Below are 25,462 nucleotides of genomic sequence, written 5' to 3' on the forward strand. Positions count from 1 at the left end.
TGCGCAGCGGCTCGATCCGTCATTCCTCGAGCAAGGCATCCGCCGGCGCGGCTTCGCGTTGATGGCGCGTCATCAGGAAGTAGACGTAGCCCAGCGCGAGAAAGATTGCGAACACGATCGCCACCAGAAAATTGAAGTAGACCATCGTCGCCAGACAGATGACCGCCGCCACCAGTGCGAACGCCGGAAAGACCGGAAACAGCGGCGCGCGGAACGGGCGCTCCATATTCGGTTCGGTGCGGCGCAGCTTGAACAGCGACAACATGCTGATGATATACATCACGATAGCGCCAAATACCGACATCGTCACGATGTTCGCTGTCAGCGTCTGGCCGCCGAACTGAATCAGCTCGTCGCTGTAGATCGCGGCGATGCCGACCACGCCGCCCGCAATGATCGCGCGATGCGGCGTCTTGAAGCGCGGATGCACTTTTGAGAGCCATTCCGGCAGATAGCCCGCGCGAGCCAGCGCGAAAATTTGCCTCGAATAGCCGAGGATGATGCCGTGAAACGACGCGACGAGTCCGAACAGCCCGAGCCACACCAGCATATGCATCCAGCCGCTATGTTCGCCGACGATGTATTTCATCGCCTGCGGCAGCGGATCGTTGATGTTGGACAGCTTGGTCCAGTCGCCTGCCGCGCCCGCAAACACCATCACGCCGATGGCAAGCACCACGAGCGTTAGAATGCCGGCGACATAGGCGATCGGAATCGAGCGCTTCGGATTCTTGGCTTCTTCGGCGGCCATCGCCACGCCTTCGATCGCGAGGAAAAACCAGATGGCGAATGGAATCGCCGCGAACATGCCGTGAAACGAACCCATGCTGAAGGTGTCGGCGCCGGCCCAGCCGCCCTTGGTGAAGTTCGACCACTGAAAGCCGGGCGACACGACGCCCATGAACACCAGCAGTTCGAAGATCGCAAGCAGCGTCACGCACAACTCGAACGCCGCGGCGATCTGCACGCCGACGATATTCAGCGCCATGAAGACGAGGTATGCGCCCATCGCCGCGTGTTTCGGTTCCAGCCCGGGAAACTGCACGTGCAGGTACGCGCCGATCGCAAGCGCGATGGCCGGCGGCGCAAACACGAACTCCACCAGCGTCGCCGCGCCGGCCAGATAACCGCCGGTCGGGCCGAAGGCGTGGCGAGCGTAGGCGAACGGACCGCCCGCATGCGGAATGGACGTGGTGAGCTCGGTGAAACTGAAGATGAACGTCGTATACATCGCGGCAATGAAAATTGCCGTGATGACGAAGCCGAGCGTGCCGGCGCTTGCCCAGCCATAGCTCCAGCCGAAATATTCGCCGGAAATGACGAGGCCGACCGCGATGCCCCACAGTTGCCACGTGCCGAGCGTCTGCTTCAACTCGTGATGCGTGACTTTGCCGACGTGCTGATTGGTGGACTCTGATTTCATCGGACGCTCCCTGATGGTGCCGGCAGCCCGACGCCGCAAGGCTTTGCGGTGCACGGGCGGACAGGCTTCAGCCGATAGTAGTGAGCCATTATTCGAGGTGTTATCGAAATTCGGCAAAGTTCTGGGCGGCTCAGTGTTAGTGCACACTTAATTGCGCATTGCGCTCACCGGGCATTCGAGTGAAGTTCGCAGGATTTGGTAAACGGGGACGTGGTACTTTCATTCGCATCCGTTCGACAATATTTGTGCTCATTTTGTATTCACCCAGTCATGAATGAATCAGGTAATCGGGCTCGCTACGAAACCCGGCTGGGCCGAGTGCTCGACCATAGTTACGATCATCTCGATGAGCCGCTGGACATTAATCGTCTGGCGGAAATCGCCTGTTTGTCGCCGTATCACTGGCACCGGATTTATCAGGCGATGTATGGCGAGACGGTGGCCACTACCGTGCGACGTTTACGGCTGCATCGCGCGGCGGGCTATCTGGCGAACGGTTCGATGCCGATTGCGGAAATCGCCGAGCGCTCCGGCTATAGCAGTCTGCAATCTTTTTCTCGCACCTTTCGTGCGGTGTTCGGCGTGCCGCCGGCGCAGTATCGCAAGCAAGGCACCCATAGCCGGTTTCGTCCGGCGCTATCAGGAGACGATCAAATGACGATGCGTGAAGTGGTGATTCGTCACGTGGAGCCGATGGAGGTTCTGTCGGTCGATCACGTCGGGCCGTATATGCAGATCGGTAAAGCGTTCGATGCGTTGTTCGGCTGGCTCGCGAAACACAATTTACTTGCAGGCCAGATGCGCATGATCGGCGTTTACTACGACGATCCTGGCGTTGTCGCGGAGAGTGAGTTGCGGTCCAACGCCGGTGTGTTGTTGCCGCATCCGGTTCAGGCATCCGTGACGGTGAGTCCGCCGGTTTCCGTGGCGCACGTGAAGGGCGGTGAGTATGCGGTGTTGAGGCATCGAGGGCCCTATAGCGATATGCGTGCCGCGTATGAGTGGCTGTACGGAACGTGGCTTGTGCAGTCGGGGCGAGAAGCGGCCGATGCGCCGGTGTTCGAAGAGTATTTGAATAGCCCGAAGGATACGGCGCCGGCGGATCTCGTCACGGAGATTTGTTTACCGCTTGCTTGAGCGTATGCCTGCTCTGCTCTGCTCGCTTGTGCAGCGTGCCGCGCGCGTGCCTCTCTGGTTTTTATAGTCTTTGTATATGTATACGTAGTGATAGTTAACAAGCCTCGCATCCTGCTGTGGATAACCTGAAACTTCGCATACCGATCAAGGCACTGCGGAATCGATAACCCTGCGGAGCGTGCTCGGACAGGAACACGGAGCCAGGGACAACTTTTGTGCGACCTGGCGAGGGGGCGTTTTTATCAAGGTTTCACCCACAACGTGTCAGGTGGCTTGTACAAGAGTTGTCCAGAGGGGGTTGTGGATAAGTTGCAAGCACGCGAGGTTGTGAAACCTTGCCGCTTTAACTCGCGCCTCGCGTGATGCAACCGTCAGATTAACGTCATCCATGCATGGCGAAAAATCCCTTCGCAGTGCCTATGCGTTGACAAGCTTCGGCCGACTCGCTTATCGTCGCCACGCGGGACGGCTGGTCAAGCACGCCTGGATGCTGGCTACATAGGTTCCGGGCACCACGGGGCTACCCCGTGGATCAACATTACTCCGCAGTTCGTCGCATGAGCCTCAGTTGCGTCTTACGCAAGAGCGCTCACGCAGCACAAGACGCGTTGACTGGCCGCCCCGCCTTCCCTTTGGTATGTCGTTATCTTCGCTGCAACACGTCACCTACGCGATCGCCGATGCCATGCTGGCGGGCTCGCCTGAGCCCGTCGGAATGGTCGAGCGGATGACGCTCGTGCTGGGCGAAAGCGCCCGCTGGATGGATGGATTGGCGCGCCACGTAGCGCAGCGATTCGCTGCGCGTTGGGATAGCGTCGGGCGCAAGGAGCTTGCGACGGTCGTGGCCGGGATGCCCGGCTTCGTGTCAGCGTGGCGCAGCGAGCAGCCGCCGAGAGTTGTTCGTGTGCTGACGCGGCCGCCGTTTCAGCGCCCGCCTCCGCCGTGGTTGCACGGCGTGGCGTTGCCTCAATTGCCGACGCTCGGCGATCTGGCCGCCTGGCTAAATATCGAGCCGGGAGATTTGGACTGGTTTGCCGACCGTTGGCGGGTGCCGACGCATAGCGCGGCAACGCCGCTTCATCACTACGCGTACAAGACGGTCGAGAAGCGCGACGGTCGATGTCGGATCATCGAGATTCCCAAGCCGCGGTTGCGGGTTTTGCAACGCAAAGTGTTGTCGGGTTTGATCGACCGTATTCCGGCGCACGAATCGGTGCATGGTTTTCGACATGGCCGGAATATCGTGACTTTTGCCGCGCCGCATGTGGGGAAAGCGGTGGTGATGCGCTTCGATCTGACCGATTTCTTCGCGTCAGTTCATGCGGGACGCGTTTACTCCGCTTTTTACGCTTTGGGCTACCCGCGGGCCGTCGCAAGGGCATTGACTGCGCTGTGTACCAATCGCATCCCGAGCAGCCGCTTGCTTGCGGCTGATGTGCGCGACCGGATCGATTGGCGGGAGCGGCAGCGCTATCGGAACCGGCATTTGCCGCAGGGCGCGCCGACGTCACCGGCGTTGGCGAACCTGTGCGCTTTTCGGCTCGATCTTCGGCTGGCGGGTCTGGCGCGTTCCGTCGGGGCGGCTTATACGCGTTATGCCGATGACCTGGCGTTTTCCGGAGACGAGGAGCTTGCGCGTATGGCTGATCGCTTATGCATTCGAGTCGCGGCGATTGCTCTTGAAGAAGGCTTCGGCGTCAATCTGAGGAAGACGCGCGTGATGCGGCGAAGTGCGCGGCAGCATCTGGCCGGCGTTGTGGTCAACAGCCATGCGAATGTGGCGCGGCCGGAGTTCGATGCGCTGAAAGCCGTGCTGACCAATTGCGTGCGACATGGGCCGCGCTCACAGAATCGGGATGATCATCCGGAGTTTCGGGCGCATCTTGCGGGGCGTGTGGCGTATGTCGGCATGGTGAATGCGGCGAGGGGGGCGAAGCTGAGGGCTTTGCTTGAGCGGATCGAGTGGGATGAGGAGAGCGAGGCAAACGCGGAGTCGAACGCGTGAATCAACTTGTTAAGCATGCTTCGTGTCTCCCGTCGGTAGCGCCGGTCTCAAGCCACGCCGCGTGAAATCCGCTAACAATGTGTTGAGCGCGAGCGGCGACGGATCAGCCTGATCGTTTTGCCTGAGGCATCAGGCGTGGCTCTTCCCGGATAGCAGGTAGGCGTCGGTACCATGAGCGCCGTTCACAGCGACGAGATCAGCGTCGCACCGCACTCGGTCGGATCTCCGTGATAAGCGACCGCCTTACCGAAATGCTGGCGTGTGCTGTCCTTCGGCAAGATGGCATAGGTGCCTGGCACTGCGGACACCATGTCTTGCCACCCTCGAGTGCGACGGGCACGTCCATCACCTTGAAATCGTCGCAGGCGGTCGTCACATGCCGCCGTGTGTCGTCTTGTCGAGCCCGCCAGAATATTAATTCTATTAAAGACGCAAATTTCCCTCGACCGCCGCACTCGTCGTCGCTCGAAAATATTACTGTTTAACAATTGGATTTGGAAAATTTTTTCTCCCTTCTGTGCAATTAGCTGGACATCATGTGAAATGGAGGGGCAATGCCCCATAGATCCATGAGTGATGAAACCGGCGTGGAAAATACATGAATGGCCTTATGCCGAAGCTCCCGAAAGGAGCCCACGGCGTTCAAGCGCCTTCGCCAGCGGCTCCGTTCTCGAAACACCGTATCGGATCGGATTGCCCAGTCGCCCGGCTGACCGAAGACCAATTACGACCTCACCTATATGCCTCTTGCATTAAGTGCAGTCAGAAATCCTGCTTTACAATTTCTTATATTCACAAGCTGGCGGAGTCGTCTGTATTTTTGTATTATCGCGCGGCAGTGCGGGGGCGCATTCGGCTACGGGATAAAAAGAGGCGGTATGGGAGCGCAAGACATTATCAGCACAATTGCAGGCGGCCTATCGCAAAGTGATCGCTTGCTCAAATTGGATACACCGCTTGGGGCGAATATATTGGTGCCTCAATTCGTAGCGGGCCGCTCGCGCATCGGGCGGCACTTCGAGTTCACCGTCGACGTGGTATCCGCTGCAGGCGGCATAGAACTCAAGAAGCTAATTGCCCAACCGGTAACGCTTTGGATTCAGCAAGCCGACAAATCGTATTTGCCGCACAACGGCTACGTGCATACGGCACGGCGACTCGGTTCGAACAGCGGCCTGACGAGCTACCAGATCGGCTTCGCGTCGTGGATGCATTTCCTGAAGTTCCGCCGCGACCAGCGTATCTGGCAGGACAAAAGCGTCGACGAGATCGTGACGGATGTCTTCAACAGCCATCGTCACGTACATTGACGGCGATCCTGACCGGCCTCTGATTACAGGTCGCGTCTATAACTCCGCAAGCTCGCCGCAGTGGCACACGCAGGGCCAGCTGTCCGGCTACAAGTCGAAGGAACATAAAGGCTCGGGGTATAACCAGCTAGTGCTCGACGATTCCACCGGTCAGAATCGCGCGCAGCTTTACAGCACGCAAACCGCAGCACAGTTGAATCTCGGCTACCCGCCACAAGCCGGGACGCCGTCGAGCGCCACATCAAAGCAAACGCCCGGACATGCCGGGCGTTTGCCTTCTAAGATCCATCGGATTTTTTCACTATCCGTGACAGTAATTTTTCACTTACTTGGCACAGTTTTCACTTTCTGTGGCCGTAGGGCGCCACAGTTAATGCGACGGCGCATACAAAAAATCAAAGACTTACGCCGGCCCGCGCCACAGATGTCTTGTCGGGTGTGACAGAGTTCCTGCGACTGGCCTACTCGCGCGCCAAAGTAGTAGCGTTTGGGTGCGACCCTAATTAAAAGCCCCCTTTTTCACCGGCTCGGGCGCGCCGGGATGAGATCGGGCCACGAAACGGAAACCAGCGGTCGTAGAAAGCGGGAAGATCTTCTCGGGTGGGTCGCCGCCGCCCGGAGGCACCGAACCGGATCTCCCCCGAGCATGACGGGCCCACTCATGACATCCGCGTGGAGCGCCATCATGAAATCGGCCCGACTTTGCCTTGCCTGCGGCAATCCGTTTCATCCCCTTTTGCGCGTCCCCAATCAACGGTACTGTTCGGCCGCGGCGTGTCAGCGGGAACGCCGGCGCCGTTGGCAACGGCGCCGACTTCGCGTCGACGCCGACTACCGCGATAACCAGGCGCGGGCGCAATCGAACTGGCGTGCTCGTCACCCGGACTACTGGCGTCAATACCGCGAGACGCACCCGGCCTACCGGGAGCGCAATTGCGCGATGCAACGGGAGCGGAATGCACGACGAAGTTCCAGTCCAGTTGCAAACATGGACGCGTCGCCTCCTTTACACCCGCTCGCATCAGGCTTCTACATACTGCGCCGCGCGGTCGAAACGGGCATTGCAAAGATGAACGCGTGCACCGTCCATATCGCCGTACTGTCGACACCAAACGGGCCACCGATACGTGATTGCAAAGAGATGACGTGATCGACTTTCGCGCCACGCCTGCTACCTTTGCCTTGTACCCGCTCTGAATCAGACACCACCGCAGTTGTCACGCGGTTGCGTTTCGAAAGTGACGATCTGCGTGTCCGACACGATGCCGGACGCGCAAGCTCAGGGGAGCGAGGATTCGAAGCTGCGGGAGCAGGACCGTGTCACTCGATCACATAGGCGATACCGTCGTCGCGCAGGCCCCCTCGGTACGGGCGGCCGAATACGTCCGGATGTCGACTGAGCACCAGCAGTACTCAACCGAGAACCAGCGCGACAGGATCCGTGATTACGCCACGCGGCGCGGTCTCGAGATCGTTCGCACCTACGCCGACGAGGGTAAAAGCGGTCTGCGTATTGACGGACGGCTGGCACTGCAGCAGCTGATCAAGGACGTGGAAAGCGGTTGTGCGGATTTTCAGGTCATCCTCGTCTATGACGTGAGCCGCTGGGGGAGATTTCAGGACGCGGACGAAAGCGCCTATTACGAGTATGTCTGCCGACGTGCCGGCATTCAGGTCGCCTATTGCGCGGAGCAGTTCGAAAACGACGGCTCGCCGGTATCCACCATCGTGAAAGGAGTGAAGCGGGCAATGGCCGGCGAATACAGCCGGGAATTGTCGGCCAAGGTATTTGCCGGCCAGTGCCGGTTGATCGAACTCGGCTTCCGGCAGGGAGGGCCGGCCGGCTACGGTCTGCGCCGCGTGCTCATTGACCAGCACGGGATCATGAAAGGTGAACTTGAACGAGGCGAGCACAAGAGCCTGCAGACCGATCGCGTCATCCTGAGGCCGGGTCCCGAGAGTGAAACCCGCATTGTCAATCTCATCTACAACTGGTTTATCGATGAGTCGTTAAACGAATATGAAATTGCGGCGCGGCTGAACGGCATGCGCGTTCGCACAAATCTCGATCGGGACTGGACACGTGCGACTGTCCGGGAGGTATTGACCAACGAGAAATACATCGGCAACAACGTTTATAACCGCGTGTCGTTCAAGCTCAAGAAAATGCGCGTCGTGAATACACCGGACATGTGGATCCGGAAGGAAGGTGCATTCCAGTCGATCATAGCAAGCGAAGTGTTTTACACAGCGCAGGGCATCATGCGCGCGCGTGCCCGGCGCTATTCGAATGAAGAGCTGATTCAGCGACTGCGAAACCTGTACCGCGATCGCGGGTTCCTGTCCGGTCTCGTTATCGACGAGACGGATGGCATGCCATCAAGCTCCGTTTACATGTACAGATTCGGCAGCCTGATCCGCGCATACCAGACCGTGGGTTTCACGCCTGGTCGCGACTACCGCTATCTCGAAACCAACCGGTTCCTCCGTCAGCTTCACCCGGAAATCATTGCGCAGACGGAGAAGAAGATCGCTGATCTCGGTGGCACGGTGCTGCGCGATCCAGCCACAGACGTGCTCACAGTCAACCATGAGTTCACTACCTGCCTGGTGCTCGCGCGTTGCCAGACCCACGAAAATGGGCGACATCGGTGGAAGATCCGGTTTGACGCGAGCCTGCTGCCGGACATTACGGTAGCGGTTAGGCTCGACCACGCGAATTCCGCAACGCTCGATTATTACCTCCTGCCGCGCCTGGATTTCGGCCAGCCGCGCATCAGCCTCGCCGACCAGAACAGGATTGAATTCGAGAGCTACCGTTTTGACACGCTGGAATACCTCTACGGCATGGCCGAGCGCGCCCGCCTCCGGAGGGTGGCATGAACCTGAAGCTACAAACGGGCGAGGTACGCATGATTCCGGTCGACCAGATCGAGGTCATCAATCCGCGCGAACGTAATAGCCGCGTGTTCAACGAGATCGTCGGCAATATCAGGGCGATCGGTCTGAAAAAGCCGATCAAGGTCACGCCACGTGTCACTGCCGATGGCGTCGAGAAGTATCTCCTCGTGTGCGGCGAAGGGCGGCTTAAGGCCTTTCGGTCACTCGGCGAGACGACCATTCCGGCGATGGTCGTGAATGTCAGCGACGAAGACGCATTCATCATGAGTCTCGCGGAGAACATTGCGCGTCGTCAGTGCCGACCACTCGAACTCCTCGCCGGCATCCGGCAATTGCAGGAGCAGGGCTACACTTCGAAGGTGATCGCGGAAAAAACGGGGCTCACGCAGTCATATGTCCAAGGTATCCTGATGCTACTGCATCATGGTGAAGAGCGCCTGGTCATAGCAGTGGAGAAGGGACGGATTCCACTCAACGCCGCACTGTCTATTGTCAGCGCCGGTGACGACGACACGGCAATGCAGGCTGCTCTGCAGGAAGCTTACGAATCCGGCAAGTTACGTGGCAAGCAATTGATAGATGCCCGTCGGATTATCGAGCGACGTAAAACGCTTGGGCGCTCCGCTGCCCGCAACATGTCGGGCAAGCTCGCGGATGTGACGACATCGAGCCTGGTGCGGACCTATCAGCATGAAGTCGAACGCCAGAAGTCGATGGTGCGTAAGGCCGAATTTGCGCAGCAGCGGCTCATGTTCGTCGTGGGCGCGCTTCGGCAAATGTTCGCCGATGAAAACTTCGTCAATCTGCTACGTGCAGAGGGGCTGGCAACGTTGCCGAGATATCTTGCCGAGCGTGTCTGGTCGGGAGGGAGCGTCGCATGACAGGCGTAACGCTCGGTTTCATTCCCGAGCCTCTATCTGTTCCCGTAGCGTGCATCTTGCCGTCGCGCAAAATGCCGGCGACGATCATCGATTCCCGCAAGTTCAAACAGATCAAGGCCTCGATCGAGGAGATCGGCCTGATTGAGCCACTGTCGGTTACCGCAGTACACCAGAGTACGGGTCAGCATGTGCTGCTTGATGGCCACCTGCGCCTCATTGCGATGCAGAAGCTCGGATTTGTCGAGGTATCGTGCCTAGTTGCAACCGACGATGAAAGCTACACCTACAACAATCGCGTCAACCGGCTTTCCACAATCCAGGAGCACTATATGATCCGGCGCGTCGTCGAGCGGGGCGTGTCGCCGGAGCGGCTGGCAAAGGCTCTCGCTATGGACGTGTCCATGATCCTCAAGAAGCTTTCGCTGCTGGACGGCATATGTCCTGAAGCCGCCGAACTTCTGGGAGATCGCCAGTTCTCAGTAGACCTCGCTCGCGCAATTCGAAAAATGAAGCCGACGCGACAGGTTGAATGCGTTGAACTGATGATAGCGGCGAACAACGTGACCGTGCCTTATGCCGAAGCGCTGCTTGTCGCAACACCCGCAGCACGCTTGGTTGATGGAAAGAAGCCGCCAAAGCTGACCGGCGTCACCTCTGAACAGATGGCGAAAATGGAGCGGGAGATGAGTAACCTCCAGGGCCAATACAAACTTGTCGAGCAGACCTACGGACAGGATGTGCTGAACCTGGTACTCGCGAAGGGATATCTCGCCAGACTCGTGGAGAACGAACTGGTAGCTCAATACCTGCGGCAGCGGCAGCCAGACCTGCTGGCTGAGTTTGAAACGATTGTCGAGACAGTTTCACTTGAATAGCAGCAATTCAGCGTTCTCACCTAGCTGCTCCCGGCATCATCGACGCGCCCCATGACCTCACTTAGGTCGGCGCCGCTATTCGAAGGCCTTCGCTTTGAGAACGGGCCGCATAGGTGACAGGTAGTAGGCGGCCATCTGTGATCATTCACCGTCGCGCACAATCGTTCATTTGAGTGACTGCCTTACGACGACGCGAGCGGTGTTGCGGGCCAGATTTTGACCGATGTCTTCACCATGCATCCGCAGGCGCGAGGGGCATTTCGTTTTGCTCTGAGCAAGCCGCTACCTTCGCGTTCGTTCTGTATGCAATACGAGGACGACTGGAATTTCACCCACCGGATGTTGGAACGCGAGGGCCTGTTCGGATGCTTCGAACAGGCTAGCGACGGCAAGTCGCATACGCTCGTCGTCACCGACAACCTCGACTCATTTCAACCGCTTTCTCCACAAACGGTTCAGTTCTATCGGGCGGGCGCCAACAGCGAAACCGATGCGGTCGTGCAGTGGTCTGGCTGTTGATTTGCACTGGGCGGCGATCTCTGCATCTGTCAGTGCAATCCGCCACCGAGACTGGTCGACTCTCAGGGTTCGACTTCTATCGAAGTCTGACTTTTTGACGATTCGCAGATCGTTTTCCACCTTCAGTTTCCATGACGCTCGGCAAAAGCCCCTAGTCCCAAGATATGCATGCGACATCGCATTGCGTAGAATGCCCCGTTCTCCTAATCGGCCACCAACACAGGCTTATGATGTTCCCTCTCCAGTTTTCTAGGTAGGCTGACCATCACGAGATAGACGCGGACAAGCAGGCCGGCAAACCAGAGCGACACTGGCATGCCCAACACCGCCAAAGCGAACAACACACCGTTCGCCCCGAAATTTGACGACAGTAGCCGACCCAGTATCAGATAGAACGGCGCGATACCGAAAACGATATAGGAATAGATTTTTGGAAAAGGCGACCGCTCTTTATTGAGCCGCTCGAACAATGCCATTCCCGCTTGCGTTCGATAACGAAAGTCGGATGCGTTTTCTTCGAAGGCCCGTTTTACGAAAGAGGTGTTTGTGATCGTATGCAACACCGTTTGCCTTGACATGCGAGCCCAGTACAGCGTTAGCCCAATCCCACCAAGCAGCCCCGGCCAACGCAGAAGGGGCGCCATCGGTGCAAACACGAAATAGTAGAAATACGCGAATATGCCAAAGAAAAAGTACATAGCGAATGTCGCAATCGATAGTATCAAGCCGCATACCCACAGCAGATTCGAACGGCGGTACATCGTCGAGGCAGTAAACGGTACAAAGAGGCAGACCAGCGTAACCAGTAGTCCGATTTTCCATGGCCATCCGGATACTGCAAGTTCATCTGCATATGCCGCGTACGACACGCCGGCGCCCAGTATGGGAAATATGAAGTTCACCGGCGTGGCTTTCTTCGTCATCTCCCAAACTGCGTCTTTTGGTTCGGTCTCGGGTTTGGTCATCGATTGCGATCGTGGCATCTCGGTTCGCTTTCCAGTGGATGCCGTCTCACGGCACATACATCAATGGGGTACTGATCATAGTCTTTAGCATCGACTTTTCCAGATATTCGGCCGCGTGCTTCATCGACTCCCCGATCGACCGAAACCATGACGTCACATGCACGGTGGTGTGTCCGAGCGCTAACAGGTCCTTTCCAAGTAGCGATGACATGACATTGGGAAATAGGGCGATAGGTGACAGCATCTCGGGATCGCTGCCGCGATGCGAGGTAAGGTTTTCTGTCAGCTCGTCGGACCACTCTCTGTTCTTGGCGATCGGAAGCACAAACAGTTTCCGCTGCCCGTCCCGGGTCGCGTTGACCGGCGTATTCGAGTCGGTCACTTCTTCGATGCGCGCGAGTGCTTCGGCGCCGCAGATGGCATCGCCTGCAATACCTCGGGACACACTTTGAAGCGCGATCTTTGAAGGCTGGTAGGCTCCGATGCTATAGCACCACCGTCGTACCGGTTGCCGGCAAAGTTCGCGACGGTGCTGTCATCACTTCGGCGTCGGTGGCGTTTGATTGTGCGCTGCCCAGGGCTAGGTACTCTGTCGTGCAGCGCACGAGTAGCATGACCTGTCGCGACGGAATATGGTCCGCAAACAGGTCCGGGCATTGGCCGCTGTCTTCCTTGACGCACTCATTCTCTTTGAAATGGACATGCGCGATCGCGTGATGATCAGGTATACGCAATCGACAGCAGGACCATCATCGACCGCGGATCGGCGCGAACCGATATTGTCCCCCAACTGAATTCAAACGCATCGACACCGAGTGAAGTGACAGCAAGTGCGGTCTGCCCTTTTGACGCGATTAGTGTGGACAGAGCTTTTTTCTCCCGAATGAGGTCGTCTTCAGTGGCCGACCAGTCTTGCTTCAGGATGCTTCCATCATTCCAGAGACAGTCAATCGCGACAAACCTGCCCTCGTGGAATCGTGCCGACACCGCAAACGAGTGCCCCCAGATCATGATCTGGTTGACGCTTAACGTTTCCCAGTCGCTCTGGGAGTCCAGCGTTGTCCAGCCTGCTGCAATCAAGTCCGCTCGAGTCGTGCGGCGTGGCGCGAGTTTCGCCCCTGTGTCAACAGCCAACTCTCCTGTCCAAAAATCAAAGGCGCCGGACATCATTGTTGAGCCCTCTCTAGTTTGGGGACGTCAGGACTCGAAACGACCGCGAAGACAAAACCCTTGCAGAACGAATGGCACATTTTCTAAAGGTTGCAGAAAGGCCGGGACGATCAGGAGGTTGCGATGCGAGCGAGCTACCGTGTGTGCGTAAATCAACCTAACCTGTGAAGTCTGTCACGATATCCGAGTGGACGATGCCTTGAAAACGTGACCCTGGAACTGTGCGATTGCCGCGCAGGTGACGGTCAAAATATCTCAATAGAAACGGACCGGAGGATAAGCTTTCAGCCCTCACTAGGTGGCTTCTTCGCCGTAACAATTTAAAACACGGCGTCCGCACTGATCTCGACAGATTTGCCGGAGACTTTTTCCAACGATAGCGGTAATTGGATCATTGTGACAAAGACTCGAACCGTGAGGCCAATGAGCCAAAGTGATGCAGGAAACGTGATAGCCGCGATGAAAAATAAGACCCCTTGCGAGCCGAAATAGGCGGACAGCAGCCGATTGAGCACCAGAAAGAAAGGTGCTACTCCCATGACGATCCACGTGTGCCAGGCAGGGAACGGATTCTTTTCCTCGTACAACTTATTGAGAATTTCAAAGAACCTGTCGTCGCACTGAATCGACACGCCTGAGGTGCTAAATGCTTTTTCGACGAACTTTGATTTCTGAATGAAGGTACTTAGCGCACGATACGAAAACCCAAGCCAGTATAACGTCAAGATGCTGCCCACCAACAACCCAATCGTCCTGGCTGGTGTGGAGATGGGCGCGAAAATGAAATAGAAGTAGTAGAACGTAATGCCGACCAACGTATAAGCCGATAGTAGATTGAACAACCTCACACAACCGAAAACGACAAACCGTCTTGTGTTTCGAAAGACCAATAGAGCGACGAGTGGCGAGAAAATGCAAAGCACCGCCAGTGCGACGCTGATCTGTCCTGGCAAACTCGAAACCTCAAAGTCGTAGCGATACGCCGCGAACGCCAGAACGATGGAGAATCCGTGCAGCAGCACGGTGGCGCCGAGGCCGCGAAAGATCGTGGAACGCAGTTGGCTTCCGGTGTCTCTATCCACTGCAACATGCGTCACGGCATTCCTCCAAACATTGGCGAGTACGGATTATAGTCAGTCGGCATGTTCTTTTCGTACAGCGCCGCCGCCTCGCGGAGCTTGGATGCGACCCAATCCGTAAAATGCACCTTCTTGTCGATCAGGTTGACGACGTAGCCAACGCCAACGGCAACACCGATCGCTATAGCTACAGTCGCGACAACTGGGAAGGTGGCGAGACCCGCAGCAATGCTGGCGGTCGCCAGACCACCCACTATCAATGAAGTCAACGCAGCGGTCAGGCCGGCGACGGCGAGATCAATTCCTATCTTTGCGAACAGATCGAACCAGTCCTTCTTGCGATGCCCCGCATTGTCGACCTGCTTGTAATCGTTGTACCACTCAGCAAAATCGAGTCCGATGGTGAGCACAATCGTGATGACACCAGCCTTGGTCGTCACCGCGCCTTTAGCGCTCTTCCATGCCGACTGCGCCATCGACTCGGCCGAGCCCGCCCCGCCTGTTATCGCGAATATCTTTGAGTTCTTGACCGAGTATTTCGCCGCGGTGATTTCCTCACGGGATTTAAGACTGCCTTTGAAGACGATGTACCACTTGGGTCCGGCTCGTTTGTGGACAATCCTCAATAGCCTGAAGTTGGACTTCCATAGCTCGGACACCCACGGGAAATTGTCACCGAAGTAGCCGGCCGTGCCGATGAATTGGCCGATGATCCAGTTGCGCGTCGCGACTTTTTGAGTATCAATGGCCGTTTCGTCAGCGCCCCCTGTTTCGAGCAACTTGACCAGGTCTGAAGGAATGGTAGTGACGTCCACTTCAAAGACATGCCCGATCTGTTCAGGTGCCGGATGCGTGGCAGGAGGCAACTTCACCGGCAGAAGCCGTTTACAGCTGAACGGATCATCGAGGAACGCCGTCGTGCTCGGGTAAGGCGTCAAACCTGTCTGCCAGGTCGGCTCCATAAAATGACTGGCCAACCCAGGCTGAGTGACGGACGGCTTCCCGCCGGGAGCAAACAGCGCGAGCTTTGGAGACGCGCTGACCCCTGTCTGCGCTCCGTAGGTCAAGATAATTGGTTCGGGTTTTGTTTTTGGATCTTCCCCATGGTTATCGGTGTTGAGAAGCAACATGGAGTAGCGTTGCAGCTCAATTGTGCCGACCTTCAACAGAAGAAAACCCTTGAAGTCGCGACCTATCCAAACGTGGAGACGCTCGCCGTCCTGAAACGTCGCGCTCTTTACGCGCTGCTTTTTGCGCGTATCGTAGAACCAGTCATCGGTCGCTTCGACGGTGTAGCTTTTCCCTTTGAGAAGGTGTACGTCGAATATCACGTCGCGGTGCTTGCGAAGCAGAACGGTGATATCGCTTTCGGCCCAGCACTCGACCGGCTCACCCGGCAAATCGATGCACACGGTATGTTGGATCAGGGGACGATTGCCCATGGTTATTCTCCGCTTCGCTTGACCTGGTCGGCCACGAACCTGCCGAAATCGATTCCGTTCAACTCGCCTTTTCCTTCTCCATCCAGGACAAGGTTGTGCACCACCCCGTCCTCGGACGCGAGCTTGATCGGCTCACCTTCGGGCACATTGCCCTCCGCGTCCATGTAGCGGATTCGCATGTCGGCTTTCTTGCCTTCCGTGTTGTAGGTGCGATCAAGGCTGGTTGGGCCAGCAAAGGAATGTTGGCTGCCTTTGATGTCGATCTTTCCAGGCGCATGAATCTCGATGTTGCCTCCGGAAATGCGCACGTACGCGCCCCCCGCCGTGAGCAGAATTTCCTGCTTGGCAGCCGCATCGATCCTCTCCGTCGCGGAAAGCAACTTCAGCGTCTTCTGGGCGGTGATTTCAAGGTTATCGCCTTGCGCCTGGATTTCGACTTTTCCTTTCGCCGCGAAAAGCTTCATACCGGCATTCTGTGCGAAAAGGCTGATTTTTTCGGCGACACTCACGAGCAGCGACTTGCCGGTCGCAATGTGCGTGCTCTGGCCACTGACGAGGTTCACATGCTCAGTCGCTGCGACGTGTGCTGACCGTTGTGTCGACATCCCGATGCCCGATGGCGTCGCGAGCAGCATGATCGGCTCCTTGAAGCCGTTGGCATTGCCAGTGCCACCGCCTGCGGTATTGCCGCCGCTGCCTGTTACGCCCGCTACGCTGCTCTGTGTCGCATCGGTAAAGGTCTTGAGCGAGTCGTGACCGTCTTTCAGGCTTTCTGCCTGATGGGTTTCGCTCGCCTGCGACAGCGCTTCGATCACGCTTTCGGAATTGACGAGTTGGCTATTTGCTTCGCGTACGTCGAGAGGCTGGCTTGAGGTCCCGGTCGCTGGATGGGTCGACACGTACATGCCTTGTGCCGCCCGGACCGCGCCAAATGCGTCCGACTTCAGGTCGAAACCGCTACCCAGGTACGCACCGCGCGAGTTGCCTGTTTGTGCGATCAGATAGCCGAGATGCAGTTGGGAATCTGCACTCGAGCTGTAGAGTTGCACCCGGTTCTGGCCGGTAGCATCGTCCATCACCAACTGGTTGTAGCCGCTGCCCCGATATTCCTTCGATTTGTAGCCCGAGAGAATCCCATTCGAATGCCAGTCCGGGGTCTTCGCACCGTTATAAACGCGCCCGGTGACCAGCGGCTTGTCGCAGTCGCCGTCGAGGAACGAAACGATGACCTCTTCGCCGATGCGCGGCACGTGGACCGAGCCGTAGCTACCACCCGTGTCCGACTGAACCACCCGCATCCAGCAGGACGCGTTTTCATCTCCGGGGTTCAGCCGATCCCAGTGCATCTGTACCTTGATGCGGTTCAGCGGATCCGTGAAGACTTCCTCGTTCGCAGGGCCAACCACAGTTGCAGTCTGCATGTGCATCTCGGGCTTCTGATGCTCGAGTGGGCTACGGAACGGGATGGCCTTGCGCTGTGCTTCGACCATCGCCATGAAGAAACCTTCGCTGCCGTCGGTCGACTTGATGAGCAGCGTTGGATCGTTTGCGTGCAGCGCGCGGGCCGCGGCGATCGTTTGCTTGAGGCTATGCGGGAAGTCCGTCTTGCCACCTGAGACCGGCAGGTTGTTCTCGATAACCCAGTCCACGGCGATTACCGCGAACTGCCGGTCCTGCTGGCTGCCCGTGCTGTGCTCGGGGTGGTCCTGCAGTTCGAACCAGCGACCGGCATCGATGCGACGGACCGCGCCCACGCCGTGGAAGCGCTTCGCCCGCGACTCCCATTCCTCCATCCTCACCTTCGTGAGGTGATCGCCACGGGCCTGCTGTCCGTACGTATACGCGCCCGTGTACTCGTACACCTCAGCTTGTTGCGGCAGGTCGCCCTGGGTGGTCAGCGTCGGAACCGTGGTGCCCTTCGGATTGCCAGACGATGACGGCGACTTGTAGTCGAACGTGCGGGTCGTGAGCGTCGTGCTTTGCAGCGTACGCGTGCCGCTCCACTGCACGAAGGCGTCGGTTTCGCTGTTGGTGCCCGAGCGGTAGAAATCCACCACCCGTGGCGAAAGCGGTTGCAGGCTGCCGATATCGTCCGTTACGACGAGAGTATGCGATTTACCATCGGTGGCCTGTTCGAAATAGCTGAACAGCCCCTCCGTTTCCATCAACCGGTGACAGAAATTCCAGTCATCCTCGTATTGCACGCAGAAGGAACGTTGCGGCAATGGGTTTCTCAGACTAAAGCGGAATGCGCCTTGTGCCTGAGGATGCATATTGAATACATCGGTGAGGATTTCATCAACGGTTTTATCTTGCCAGATGCGCGCATCTTTTCTGAAACGCAGAAAACGCATCCAGGAGACAAAACCGATCTGATAACTGGTAATCGCGCTGTCGGAGCCCAAGCGGCGGGCGGTGTGGACATAACCGTGGTGCGGGGCGTAGGACTGGTCGGTTTGCTGGATCCAGAGCGTGACCGGCTGGGCAATCAGTTTCTTGAGTTCGATATTGTCGCTGGTTGAAACCGCATCCAGTGTGAATTCGTAATCCCGGCCGAGGCGCGAATGGCCCAACAGCCTCTGCGGCAAGAGGACGTTAGTACCCAGTGGCGTATCGAGTTTCAGCAGCCGGTCGCTTTGCAACAAACCACCTTTTATCGCCGCGATTATGTCCTGAGCACCCATGCCGCCTCTTATTTATGCAATTTGCGCACCCGCGCCATCGCGCGATAATACAAAGAATTGGACGTTTAACGCAATCAGGTATTGATAAACAAATGTCAAATCGGAAATAATTGCCTCTCATTTCATGCTATCTGAATAGAGGTAAAATAGCTCACCCTTCGAATGCGGTCACAAGTCATGGGGTCGCATATTTAAGGCAAGCAGCGCCAACTGCCGCCAAGCCAACCGAAACGAGTCCGCACTGTTATGCTTCCGTGGACATCATCTGTTGTGAAGCCACCAACCGGGGTGGCGGATGACAGCCGCAAATACATAAATCATCGCTTAATGCGGCGTGTCTTCCGTCGGGCGCGGTCATGATCTGGCGCGGTCCGTCGCACTGGATTTTCCCCGTCGTATTGCAAGCCGGGCATGCGACTGGATCTCCTTCGTGGGCGACGTCTTTGTCGCTCAATTGAATAGAGGTGGGGGCTGCCTGAACGACGCCTTTAGCTGTCGTTTTGTCGCCGTTCACAATCAGATATCGTTTCATTGTGTTTCCTAGGTCTACCGCAGCCGTTCGAATCTAGTCCAGGTTAGCGACCTGCGATGCGACCGGGCCATCATTGGACACGACGCGTCGAACGCGGCGATCGTCGAGTCGCACTAAGACTTCAGGCCGTTGTTCATCGCGTGGACATGCACTTACCGACTTCCTGTGACTTGCACCATGGCACCGTCTGCCTCTCGCACTTCGATACGAACGTCTCGTCCAGGCGCCGCAGCCAGAAATGCGACTGAGCCGTTAGCTTCGACCACGTATAAAACATGACACGCTCGGCTCCGATTTGTGCGGGAATTCGCGCCCTCGATGACCCGTCTGCATTGACGATATAAGCCCGATTCGCCGAAGGGTCGTATGGCCCTTCAACGACTGCGATACCGCTCGCGTCACCAAGAAGTCGTCCACTCACGCCCGCCTGACTGCGAATGGCGTGTTGAACGCCGCCCGACTGCCACGTAAGGCCAACAGGCGCCAATTCCGCAACGCTCAATAGCAGAGGATTGTTGACCTTGTCGTAACCGGGGTGGTGGTCGACGATGCGAAGATCCGCGATTTTTTCTAAAGTACTCATTCGATAGGTCTCGGTGCTCAGATCAAAACCAGCATTTCCCCGTTGTATTGCAAGCGGGGCACGCGACTGGATCCCTTTCATGGCCAACGTCTTTATCGCTCAATTGAATGGTGGTTGGCACGGTCTGAACGACGCCGCTAGCTGTCGTTCTGTCACCATTCAAAATTAGAAATCGTTTCATGATGTCTCTAAGGTTTGAGATTTCTCGCGTGTTCAATTCTATTTGGTGAGCCGCTACGTCACCCGCCTACTCTTCCTTCGAGTCGGTGTACGCGACACTAGTCGTGACAACCATTGAGCGCAGATCGGCCCGTACCGTAAGCGTTCCCCAGTTGAAGACAAACGTATCCGCGCCGATCGTAGAAGACACGCAAGGCTGTTGCGCTTCCGAAACGATCATTTTCGAGAGCGCCTTCCTTTCCTTCACAAGGTCGGCTTCCGTCGCTGACCAGTCGGTTTTCTTGGCGACGCCGTCTACCCATACGAAGTCGATCATTGCAAGCTTCTTGTTGCAATAGCGAGCCGTCACGTCAAAGGTTTTCCCCCAAACCGTCACGTTCTTGATGCCATAGTTTTCCCACTCGCCGTACTTCGCCAGTTCCGTTGCCCCGATCAACGGCCGGTCGCTAGGCGAAGGCCCGCCATGAAACAGGTTCGTAGACACATCAATGGTCAGCGTGCCCGTGGAAAAATCAAACATGGCCGTCTACTAGCGACTGCCGCCGTCGACGTATGCGGCGTCGAGGAATCATTCGACGCGTTCCCAGATACCGATGATCACATCGTCTTAGACCGAACTCGTCGAACACTTATCTACGGTCGCACATGTCTGATCGTAATGCTTGAGTCCCCTGAACGCTGATCGTACGAAGCACTCACAATGCCCCAGGCAAAGCGCTGTCCGTTGGCAATTCCTTGCTGTGTGAGAAGATCGACAAGAGATTGCAACCGCTTCTGTTCCTCGGCTTCACTCCAACTCCCCCAACCTGTCGCCGGGCTTGAGTCAGAGACATACAGTGAAATCGAATCAAGGAGACCGGACTGAAAGTACAACGTAGATATGTACTTATGGTCGTCGCATATTGACTCTATCTTGTACGTCACGAAAGGGTCATTCTCCAGCACCTTCGTGTGAGGCTGATACATGGCGGCGGCCAGGAATTCTTGCAATGTCAGCGTCGACGGAATGACACTTTGACAGACCGTCAGGGTACCGTTCGTTGTATCGATGTTCATGGTTTAGTCAATGGGACACTGTAGAGCGGTTTCAGGTTGGACAAGCCCTCGTCCGGAATGAAGTACTGCTGTGCGTTGCCAGGACCATGCTGTGGGTTTGCCAGCGCCTTGGCACCTGCCACGGGCGTATCCGCAGTGAGTTCGCACACGGTCATTCCCGGTCGGAATCCCTTTTCCGGGTGCGGCGCGACCTGTAGGGCACCGAACATCGTTGATTTCGACCGTTGACTTCCGTCTACCGCATCCAGCGTTGTCACAAAATTACTCGTACCTGGTGCACCATGCGCAACTAGCGTGCCTTTCGGGAGGACTGTGTCCGTCCATGCATCTACGCCGGGATAGTTGCCTTTGCCTTGCCAGCCGGCGGCCATCATGCTGGGGATATCGGTCGTGCCTTCCAGCCCAAGAGGGTCAGTCCAACTGACGGGATTTCTGCCGTAGGCGTAAACGTTGATCCCGCCATCGAGGCCGATTGGATCTTTGCTGACGAAACGCCCTATATCCGAATCGTAATAGCGATGCCGGTTATACGCCAGCCCAGTCTCTTCATCAAACTGTTGTCCCTGAAAACGGAGGGGGTTATGCGGTGTGACGCCCGTCACGCGCGAAGCACGCGCGATCACTTCGCGAGCCTCGCCCATTGCCCTGTACGTAGCGTCCCAGACAACATCTCCCTCGTCGTCAGTCAGAATCTGCGGTGTTCCGATCTGATCGCAATGGTAGTAAAACATCTGCGCATTCGAGACCGGCTCGTGGATGCGTTGCAGCGGATCGTCCTCGGGTGTGTAGCGATGGTCCTCGCCGCGCACTGGTGTGGGCATGCCCGATACCGGTTCGCTAACGTATTGGGCTAACGGCACGAACGATCCGGCTTCGTATAAAAAGTGTGTGCTTCGGTCTTCGTCGCTTTCATACGCCAGCGCATTGCCACTCCAGCCGAAAGTGACGCGCTTACCTCCAACCTCCCGGGCTATCCGACGACCAAATGCATCGTAGTAATACCGGGCTTCGGCGTGCTGCGTCACGCTTTCGGTTCGGGCGGTGATCAGCCGGTTGAACGCATCCCATTCGAAGTGCTGAACCGATCCCGGTGATCGTTTTTCAATCAGGTTGCCGCGCTCGTCATAGGCAAAGTGAATGCCCGTATAGCTCTTGAGAAGATTGCCAAGCACCTTTGGCATTTCTGGCGGCAACGTATTTTCCGGGCGCAATGGGCTTTGCGGCATCCGGCTTCGGGCATGCTCAGGACTGCCCGCATCGAGCAGATTGCTCGCAGGATCAAACGAGAAACGTTCCGTGCCACCCGGACCAATCGATTCGACCAGCCGGCCGAGCGGGTCATAGCGATAATCCGTCAGGCCCTTACGGCTATCCTCAATGTGTGAGAGCTGGCCGGCTGCATCGTAACGATACATGCGTGCAGCAAGCGGCGCCGGCGCATTGCCGCGCTGGATGGTTTGCCGCAGCATCCGTCCCGCCGAATCGTAGTCCGTGCGCTGAACAATCTTGTTGGGGAACGTGCGCCGAATTTCGCGGTGAAGATCATCACGCTCAATCTGAAGACGTTCCTCACCATCGAGCGCCATGCCGTGGACGTGGCCCGAGCCGTAGGTCAGCCAGTCGATCGCGTGACCATCCGGTCGCACCGTTCGAACGCGCATACCCAGCTCGTCGTAGGTGTGATGCCACACGTAGCTACGCTGGACACCGAACAGATTGTAGGCATGATGCTCGCGTACCAGGTTGCCCGTCGCGTCGAAGAAATGCTGTACGCGACTATAGGCGTTCTGGGCATCGATCAATCGCCCCATTGCGTCGTAGGCGAATCGTTCCTCAGCCTCGCCGCTGGCGCGGCGCGTCAGCCGGCCACCTCGATCGAAGTCCACATGCGTTTTCTGTCCGCCTTCCTCTATCGCGCATAACCGACCGCTTTCCGCGTCATAGTCGTAACGAGTCAGCATCCCGTCGAAACCGATCGATTCGAGCAAGTGGCCGGCGGGATCGTACTTGAACTGATAGGTCGCCTGGTTCTGATCGGTCAGCCGAACCAGACGGTCCTGCCGGTCGTAACCATAGCTCAGAGAATGGCCCATTGGATCGATACGGCTGGCGATCCGCCCAGCGCCGTCGTAGCTGTACTGAGTGGTGCGCGCAAGCGGGTCGGTTCTCGTCAGCAAGCGCCCCTCGGCGTCGAACTGAATGCGTTCGATGCCGGCCGGACTCTGGATTTCCTGAGGAAAACCATTCGAACCATAGCGGTAGGTCGTCGTGCCACCCGCCGCGTCTCTTACGGCTTTTAGGCGCCCATGGGCGTCGTACTCCCAAGCCGTCGTTTTGCCTGAGCAGTCCGTGTATGAGGTCAGCTGCCCGGCTTCGTTGTAAGCGATGACCTTGGCTCCGCCCTTGGCATCCGTTACCTCGATAGGCAAGCCCTGTGCGTTGTAGCTGTATTTCGTGGAATGGCCTAGCGGATCCGTTTCCTCCACCACGTTGCCAGCATCGTCATAAGCACGCTTCCAGGCATGCCCCTCGGGGTCGACGATCTGAACCATGTGGTCCTTTTCGTCGTAGACCATTTCAATCGTGCTGCCGTCCGCGCGAGCATGTCGCGCCAATCGACCACGAGCGTCGTAGGTCATGCGCTCGCTAGTGCCGTCCGGATAGACATGCTGGACAAGATTGTGATTGGTGTCGCGATACATCCACTCCTCGCGACCATCGGGATAAACGATACGGAACGTATAACCGTGCGGATCGTAGTAGTGCTGCGTAACATTGCCCGTTGCGTCCGTCACGCTCACCTTCCGGAAATCCGGATGCCAGACCAGTCGCGTGTCACGACTGCCGTCGTCCGCATATTCGCGGACGCATTTGGCCTTTGGATCAGCGCCGCTCCATTCGAGATTCATTCCTCGTCCGGTCCGATCCGTGTAGCGCGTAATCAGGTGATGGCGATAAGCATACTCACGCCGGTTGCCGAATCGATCCATTGCGCCGATCAAGTCGCCGTCGGCGTTGTAGGCGTACGTAGCGAGCGTGCCGACTCGTTTGCCCTCCAGGTCGTGGTGAGCTACCTCGATGATTCGATCGTGGGTGTCGTATCGGAACGCCACCACGGCTTGCGGCGTAATCAGCCGGTACAGACGGTGCGCCTCGTCATAGTCAAGCGTGACCTGGTTTCCCGACTTGTCGCGATAGAACGCGAGACGAAAAGCGTCGTTTCGCTTTTCGTACACTTCGAGCAGTACATGGTCGCGCGCAAGCGTCAGCCATTGCTCATCGAGACGGAGGAGCGTGAACCCCTCGGACCGATCGTCGTGCTCGTCACCCGGTGCAAGAAGGGGGTAATCGAGGCTTCGTCCCGTGGCGTCGTGATACACCAGTTTGTCGGGACGTACATCGAGCCGCGTGGTGTACGCGGTGATCCAGCGTGCACCCAGCTCGCCTCGCTCGTCGTTCGCGTCGAAAAACGAACGGTAAGTTCTTGTCCAATCGATCGCCATCGCGCCGGGGAGGACGAAATCTTGATGATTCAGCCGCTCGTCACCCAGCGCAAAACCCACTGAGTGACCGGTGCGAGCAGGTGGGGATGGTCTTGGACAATGAACTTTGCCGTCGTTGGGTCCCGGATGTTTCGCATCCTCCGTATGCCGCAATGTCTCCTTCTGCCCCTCACCCTCCTGACGATGCACTTTCGCCGTGCCACGCTCTTTAATGCCAGTCGAATGCAAGCGCTGACGCGCCAGGATGTCGCGCTTCTTTTCGATTGCGACCTGAATGAGGTTGATAAGCCAGCCGATCTTGCCAGCATCCGTTCCGCCGAGTGCCAGGATCCGCTCCTTGACCATTGGCACCATCGCCCGCAACGCAGCCGCCATCTCACGTAAAGGTTTCTGATACGAGACGTCTAGCGCCTTCGCCACGTACGTGCCGGTGTTGATCAGCCCCTTCGCTTCGATCTTGACGAAGTCGACGATCAGATGGCCGAGACCGCTGGCGGTTTTACGGGCATCGTGAGCCGCAAATCCAGCGGCGGCCTGGTCCAGGTGGTGGCCAGCCGCGCGGACATTTCCCGCTACACTGAGCGGCTCGTCACCTGCCGCCTGGGCGAACAGATGAGCGAAGCCCAGCATGAACTTCTCGATGTACTCCGCACAGGTCTTGAGCAGGCTGTCCAGTTCCTTTTTGACGCCGTCCACGAAGCTTTGTATCCGGCCGGCGAACTGTTCGCTCAGGCTGTCGATCACCGCTTGCAACAGTGCAGTCTGCATCACCTGCAACGTCGCCTCTCCGACTGCTTTGCCGCTTTCGACGATCTTTTGTCGAACCAGCTTCATTACCGGCCGCGCGCCCATGCGAAATTCGGCAGTTCCAAGCGGAATCGGGATGATACCGATCAGGTCGAGACCGAGGTTCATCCAGTCGAACACATCGGGATCTTTCCGTTGCTGGCCGTGCTCGACCATGTCCTTGATGTCGAGCACAAGATCCACGGCCGCCATGATGTTTGCTACGACCGGCAAGGCGTTGGCCACCATCTGGATGCGCTCGATGGTGATGAAGTCATCGCTGATGCTGCGCAGCCAGCGATCACAGGCCTTGATGCCAGCGCTCACATCCACAGTTTCTATCTGGAGCAACGGACCGACGAACACCTCTGTCGGTTTGGGAAGTAGGACACCGGAAGACTCGGCCATAGCGGTTATTTCTGGGAAGGTGA

At 57.3% G+C, this 25,462-nt stretch carries 19 protein-coding genes and 2 pseudogenes; 8 read left to right on the forward strand and 13 right to left on the reverse strand.

What is annotated here, in order from left to right:
- Positions 1 to 19: 19 nt before the first annotated feature.
- Complete coding sequence (gene eat / locus B0G75_RS07875; protein WP_106302835.1) at positions 20 to 1,423, reverse strand: ethanolamine permease; 1,404 nt, start codon at positions 1,421 to 1,423, stop codon at positions 20 to 22.
- A 270-nt stretch (positions 1,424 to 1,693) separates the two neighbouring features.
- Here eat and B0G75_RS07880 point away from each other — a divergent pair, with 270 nt between their 5' ends.
- Positions 1,694 to 2,560, forward strand: a complete 867-nt coding sequence (locus tag B0G75_RS07880; protein WP_106302838.1) for a GyrI-like domain-containing protein — start codon at positions 1,694 to 1,696, stop codon at positions 2,558 to 2,560.
- Between the two features lie 970 nt (positions 2,561 to 3,530).
- A complete protein-coding gene (locus tag B0G75_RS07885) occupies positions 3,531 to 4,565 on the forward strand; it encodes a reverse transcriptase family protein (RefSeq protein ID WP_308705721.1) in 1,035 nt (344 codons plus the stop codon).
- A gap of 182 nt (positions 4,566 to 4,747) precedes the next feature.
- Here B0G75_RS07885 and B0G75_RS41980 read toward each other — a convergent pair whose 3' ends face one another.
- Entirely contained in the window at positions 4,748 to 5,128 is a 381-nt protein-coding gene (locus tag B0G75_RS41980; RefSeq protein WP_374956878.1) for a PAAR domain-containing protein, read from the reverse strand.
- Positions 5,129 to 5,443: 315 nt separating this feature from the next.
- Between B0G75_RS41980 and B0G75_RS07895 the strand changes: the two are divergent.
- From B0G75_RS07895 to B0G75_RS07925, 6 genes and pseudogenes are all read left to right on the forward strand, one after another.
- Positions 5,444 to 5,860, forward strand: a pseudogene (locus B0G75_RS07895) (contractile injection system protein, VgrG/Pvc8 family); the annotation flags it as partial.
- Positions 5,844 to 6,317 (forward strand): type VI secretion system Vgr family protein, encoded by a 474-nt coding sequence (locus B0G75_RS41985; protein ID WP_106302844.1) that lies wholly within the window; start codon positions 5,844 to 5,846, stop codon positions 6,315 to 6,317. The pseudogene B0G75_RS07895 and the gene B0G75_RS41985, both read left to right, overlap by 17 nt.
- Positions 6,318 to 7,192: 875 nt before the next feature.
- On the forward strand, positions 7,193 to 8,758 hold the full coding sequence (locus B0G75_RS07910) for a recombinase family protein (protein WP_106302847.1): 1,566 nt from the start codon (positions 7,193 to 7,195) through the stop codon (positions 8,756 to 8,758).
- A complete protein-coding gene (locus B0G75_RS07915; RefSeq protein ID WP_106302850.1) occupies positions 8,755 to 9,657 on the forward strand; it encodes a ParB/RepB/Spo0J family partition protein in 903 nt (300 codons plus the stop codon). The genes B0G75_RS07910 and B0G75_RS07915 overlap by 4 nt, the downstream gene beginning before the upstream one ends.
- Positions 9,654 to 10,532, forward strand: coding sequence for a plasmid partitioning protein RepB C-terminal domain-containing protein (locus B0G75_RS07920; protein WP_106302853.1), 879 nt, complete (start codon positions 9,654 to 9,656; stop codon positions 10,530 to 10,532). The genes B0G75_RS07915 and B0G75_RS07920 overlap by 4 nt, the downstream gene beginning before the upstream one ends.
- Positions 10,533 to 10,742: 210 nt before the next feature.
- Positions 10,743 to 11,045 (forward strand): annotated as a pseudogene (locus B0G75_RS07925) (contractile injection system protein, VgrG/Pvc8 family); the annotation flags it as partial.
- A gap of 209 nt (positions 11,046 to 11,254) precedes the next feature.
- Here B0G75_RS07925 and B0G75_RS07930 read toward each other — a convergent pair.
- The 11 genes from B0G75_RS07930 to B0G75_RS07980 all read right to left on the reverse strand — a co-directional run bounded on the left by B0G75_RS07930 (position 11,255) and on the right by B0G75_RS07980 (position 25,439).
- Positions 11,255 to 12,016, reverse strand: coding sequence for a hypothetical protein (locus B0G75_RS07930; RefSeq protein ID WP_258194245.1), 762 nt, complete (start codon positions 12,014 to 12,016; stop codon positions 11,255 to 11,257).
- Positions 12,017 to 12,062: 46 nt separating this feature from the next.
- Positions 12,063 to 12,461, reverse strand: a complete 399-nt coding sequence (locus B0G75_RS07935) for a hypothetical protein (protein ID WP_106302859.1) — start codon at positions 12,459 to 12,461, stop codon at positions 12,063 to 12,065.
- A gap of 275 nt (positions 12,462 to 12,736) precedes the next feature.
- Positions 12,737 to 13,186 carry a hypothetical protein gene (locus B0G75_RS07940; RefSeq protein ID WP_106302862.1) on the reverse strand — a complete coding sequence of 150 codons (450 nt, stop codon included), beginning with the start codon at positions 13,184 to 13,186 and terminating at the stop codon, positions 12,737 to 12,739.
- Between the two features lie 320 nt (positions 13,187 to 13,506).
- On the reverse strand, positions 13,507 to 14,283 hold the full coding sequence (locus tag B0G75_RS07945) for a hypothetical protein (RefSeq protein ID WP_106302865.1): 777 nt from the start codon (positions 14,281 to 14,283) through the stop codon (positions 13,507 to 13,509).
- Positions 14,280 to 15,707 carry a hypothetical protein gene (locus B0G75_RS07950; protein ID WP_106302868.1) on the reverse strand — a complete coding sequence of 476 codons (1,428 nt, stop codon included), beginning with the start codon at positions 15,705 to 15,707 and terminating at the stop codon, positions 14,280 to 14,282. The genes B0G75_RS07945 and B0G75_RS07950 overlap by 4 nt, the downstream gene beginning before the upstream one ends.
- 2 nt (positions 15,708 to 15,709) lie before the next feature.
- Entirely contained in the window at positions 15,710 to 18,391 is a 2,682-nt protein-coding gene (locus B0G75_RS07955) for a type VI secretion system Vgr family protein (protein WP_106302871.1), read from the reverse strand.
- 244 nt (positions 18,392 to 18,635) lie between these two features.
- On the reverse strand, positions 18,636 to 18,923 hold the full coding sequence (locus B0G75_RS07960; RefSeq protein ID WP_106302874.1) for a PAAR domain-containing protein: 288 nt from the start codon (positions 18,921 to 18,923) through the stop codon (positions 18,636 to 18,638).
- A 133-nt stretch (positions 18,924 to 19,056) separates the two neighbouring features.
- Positions 19,057 to 19,587, reverse strand: coding sequence for a hypothetical protein (locus tag B0G75_RS07965; protein WP_106302877.1), 531 nt, complete (start codon positions 19,585 to 19,587; stop codon positions 19,057 to 19,059).
- A 166-nt stretch (positions 19,588 to 19,753) separates the two neighbouring features.
- Positions 19,754 to 20,206, reverse strand: coding sequence for a hypothetical protein (locus B0G75_RS07970; RefSeq protein ID WP_106302880.1), 453 nt, complete (start codon positions 20,204 to 20,206; stop codon positions 19,754 to 19,756).
- Positions 20,207 to 20,319: 113 nt separating this feature from the next.
- Positions 20,320 to 20,742 carry a hypothetical protein gene (locus tag B0G75_RS07975; RefSeq protein WP_106302883.1) on the reverse strand — a complete coding sequence of 141 codons (423 nt, stop codon included), beginning with the start codon at positions 20,740 to 20,742 and terminating at the stop codon, positions 20,320 to 20,322.
- Positions 20,739 to 25,439, reverse strand: coding sequence for an RHS repeat-associated core domain-containing protein (locus tag B0G75_RS07980; protein ID WP_106302886.1), 4,701 nt, complete (start codon positions 25,437 to 25,439; stop codon positions 20,739 to 20,741). Before B0G75_RS07980 ends, B0G75_RS07975 begins: the two co-directional genes overlap by 4 nt.
- Positions 25,440 to 25,462: the final 23 nt, after the last annotated feature.

Origin of the sequence: Paraburkholderia sp. BL18I3N2 (assembly GCF_003001875.1) — a bacterium.
Taxonomy (GTDB): domain Bacteria; phylum Pseudomonadota; class Gammaproteobacteria; order Burkholderiales; family Burkholderiaceae; genus Paraburkholderia; species Paraburkholderia phytofirmans.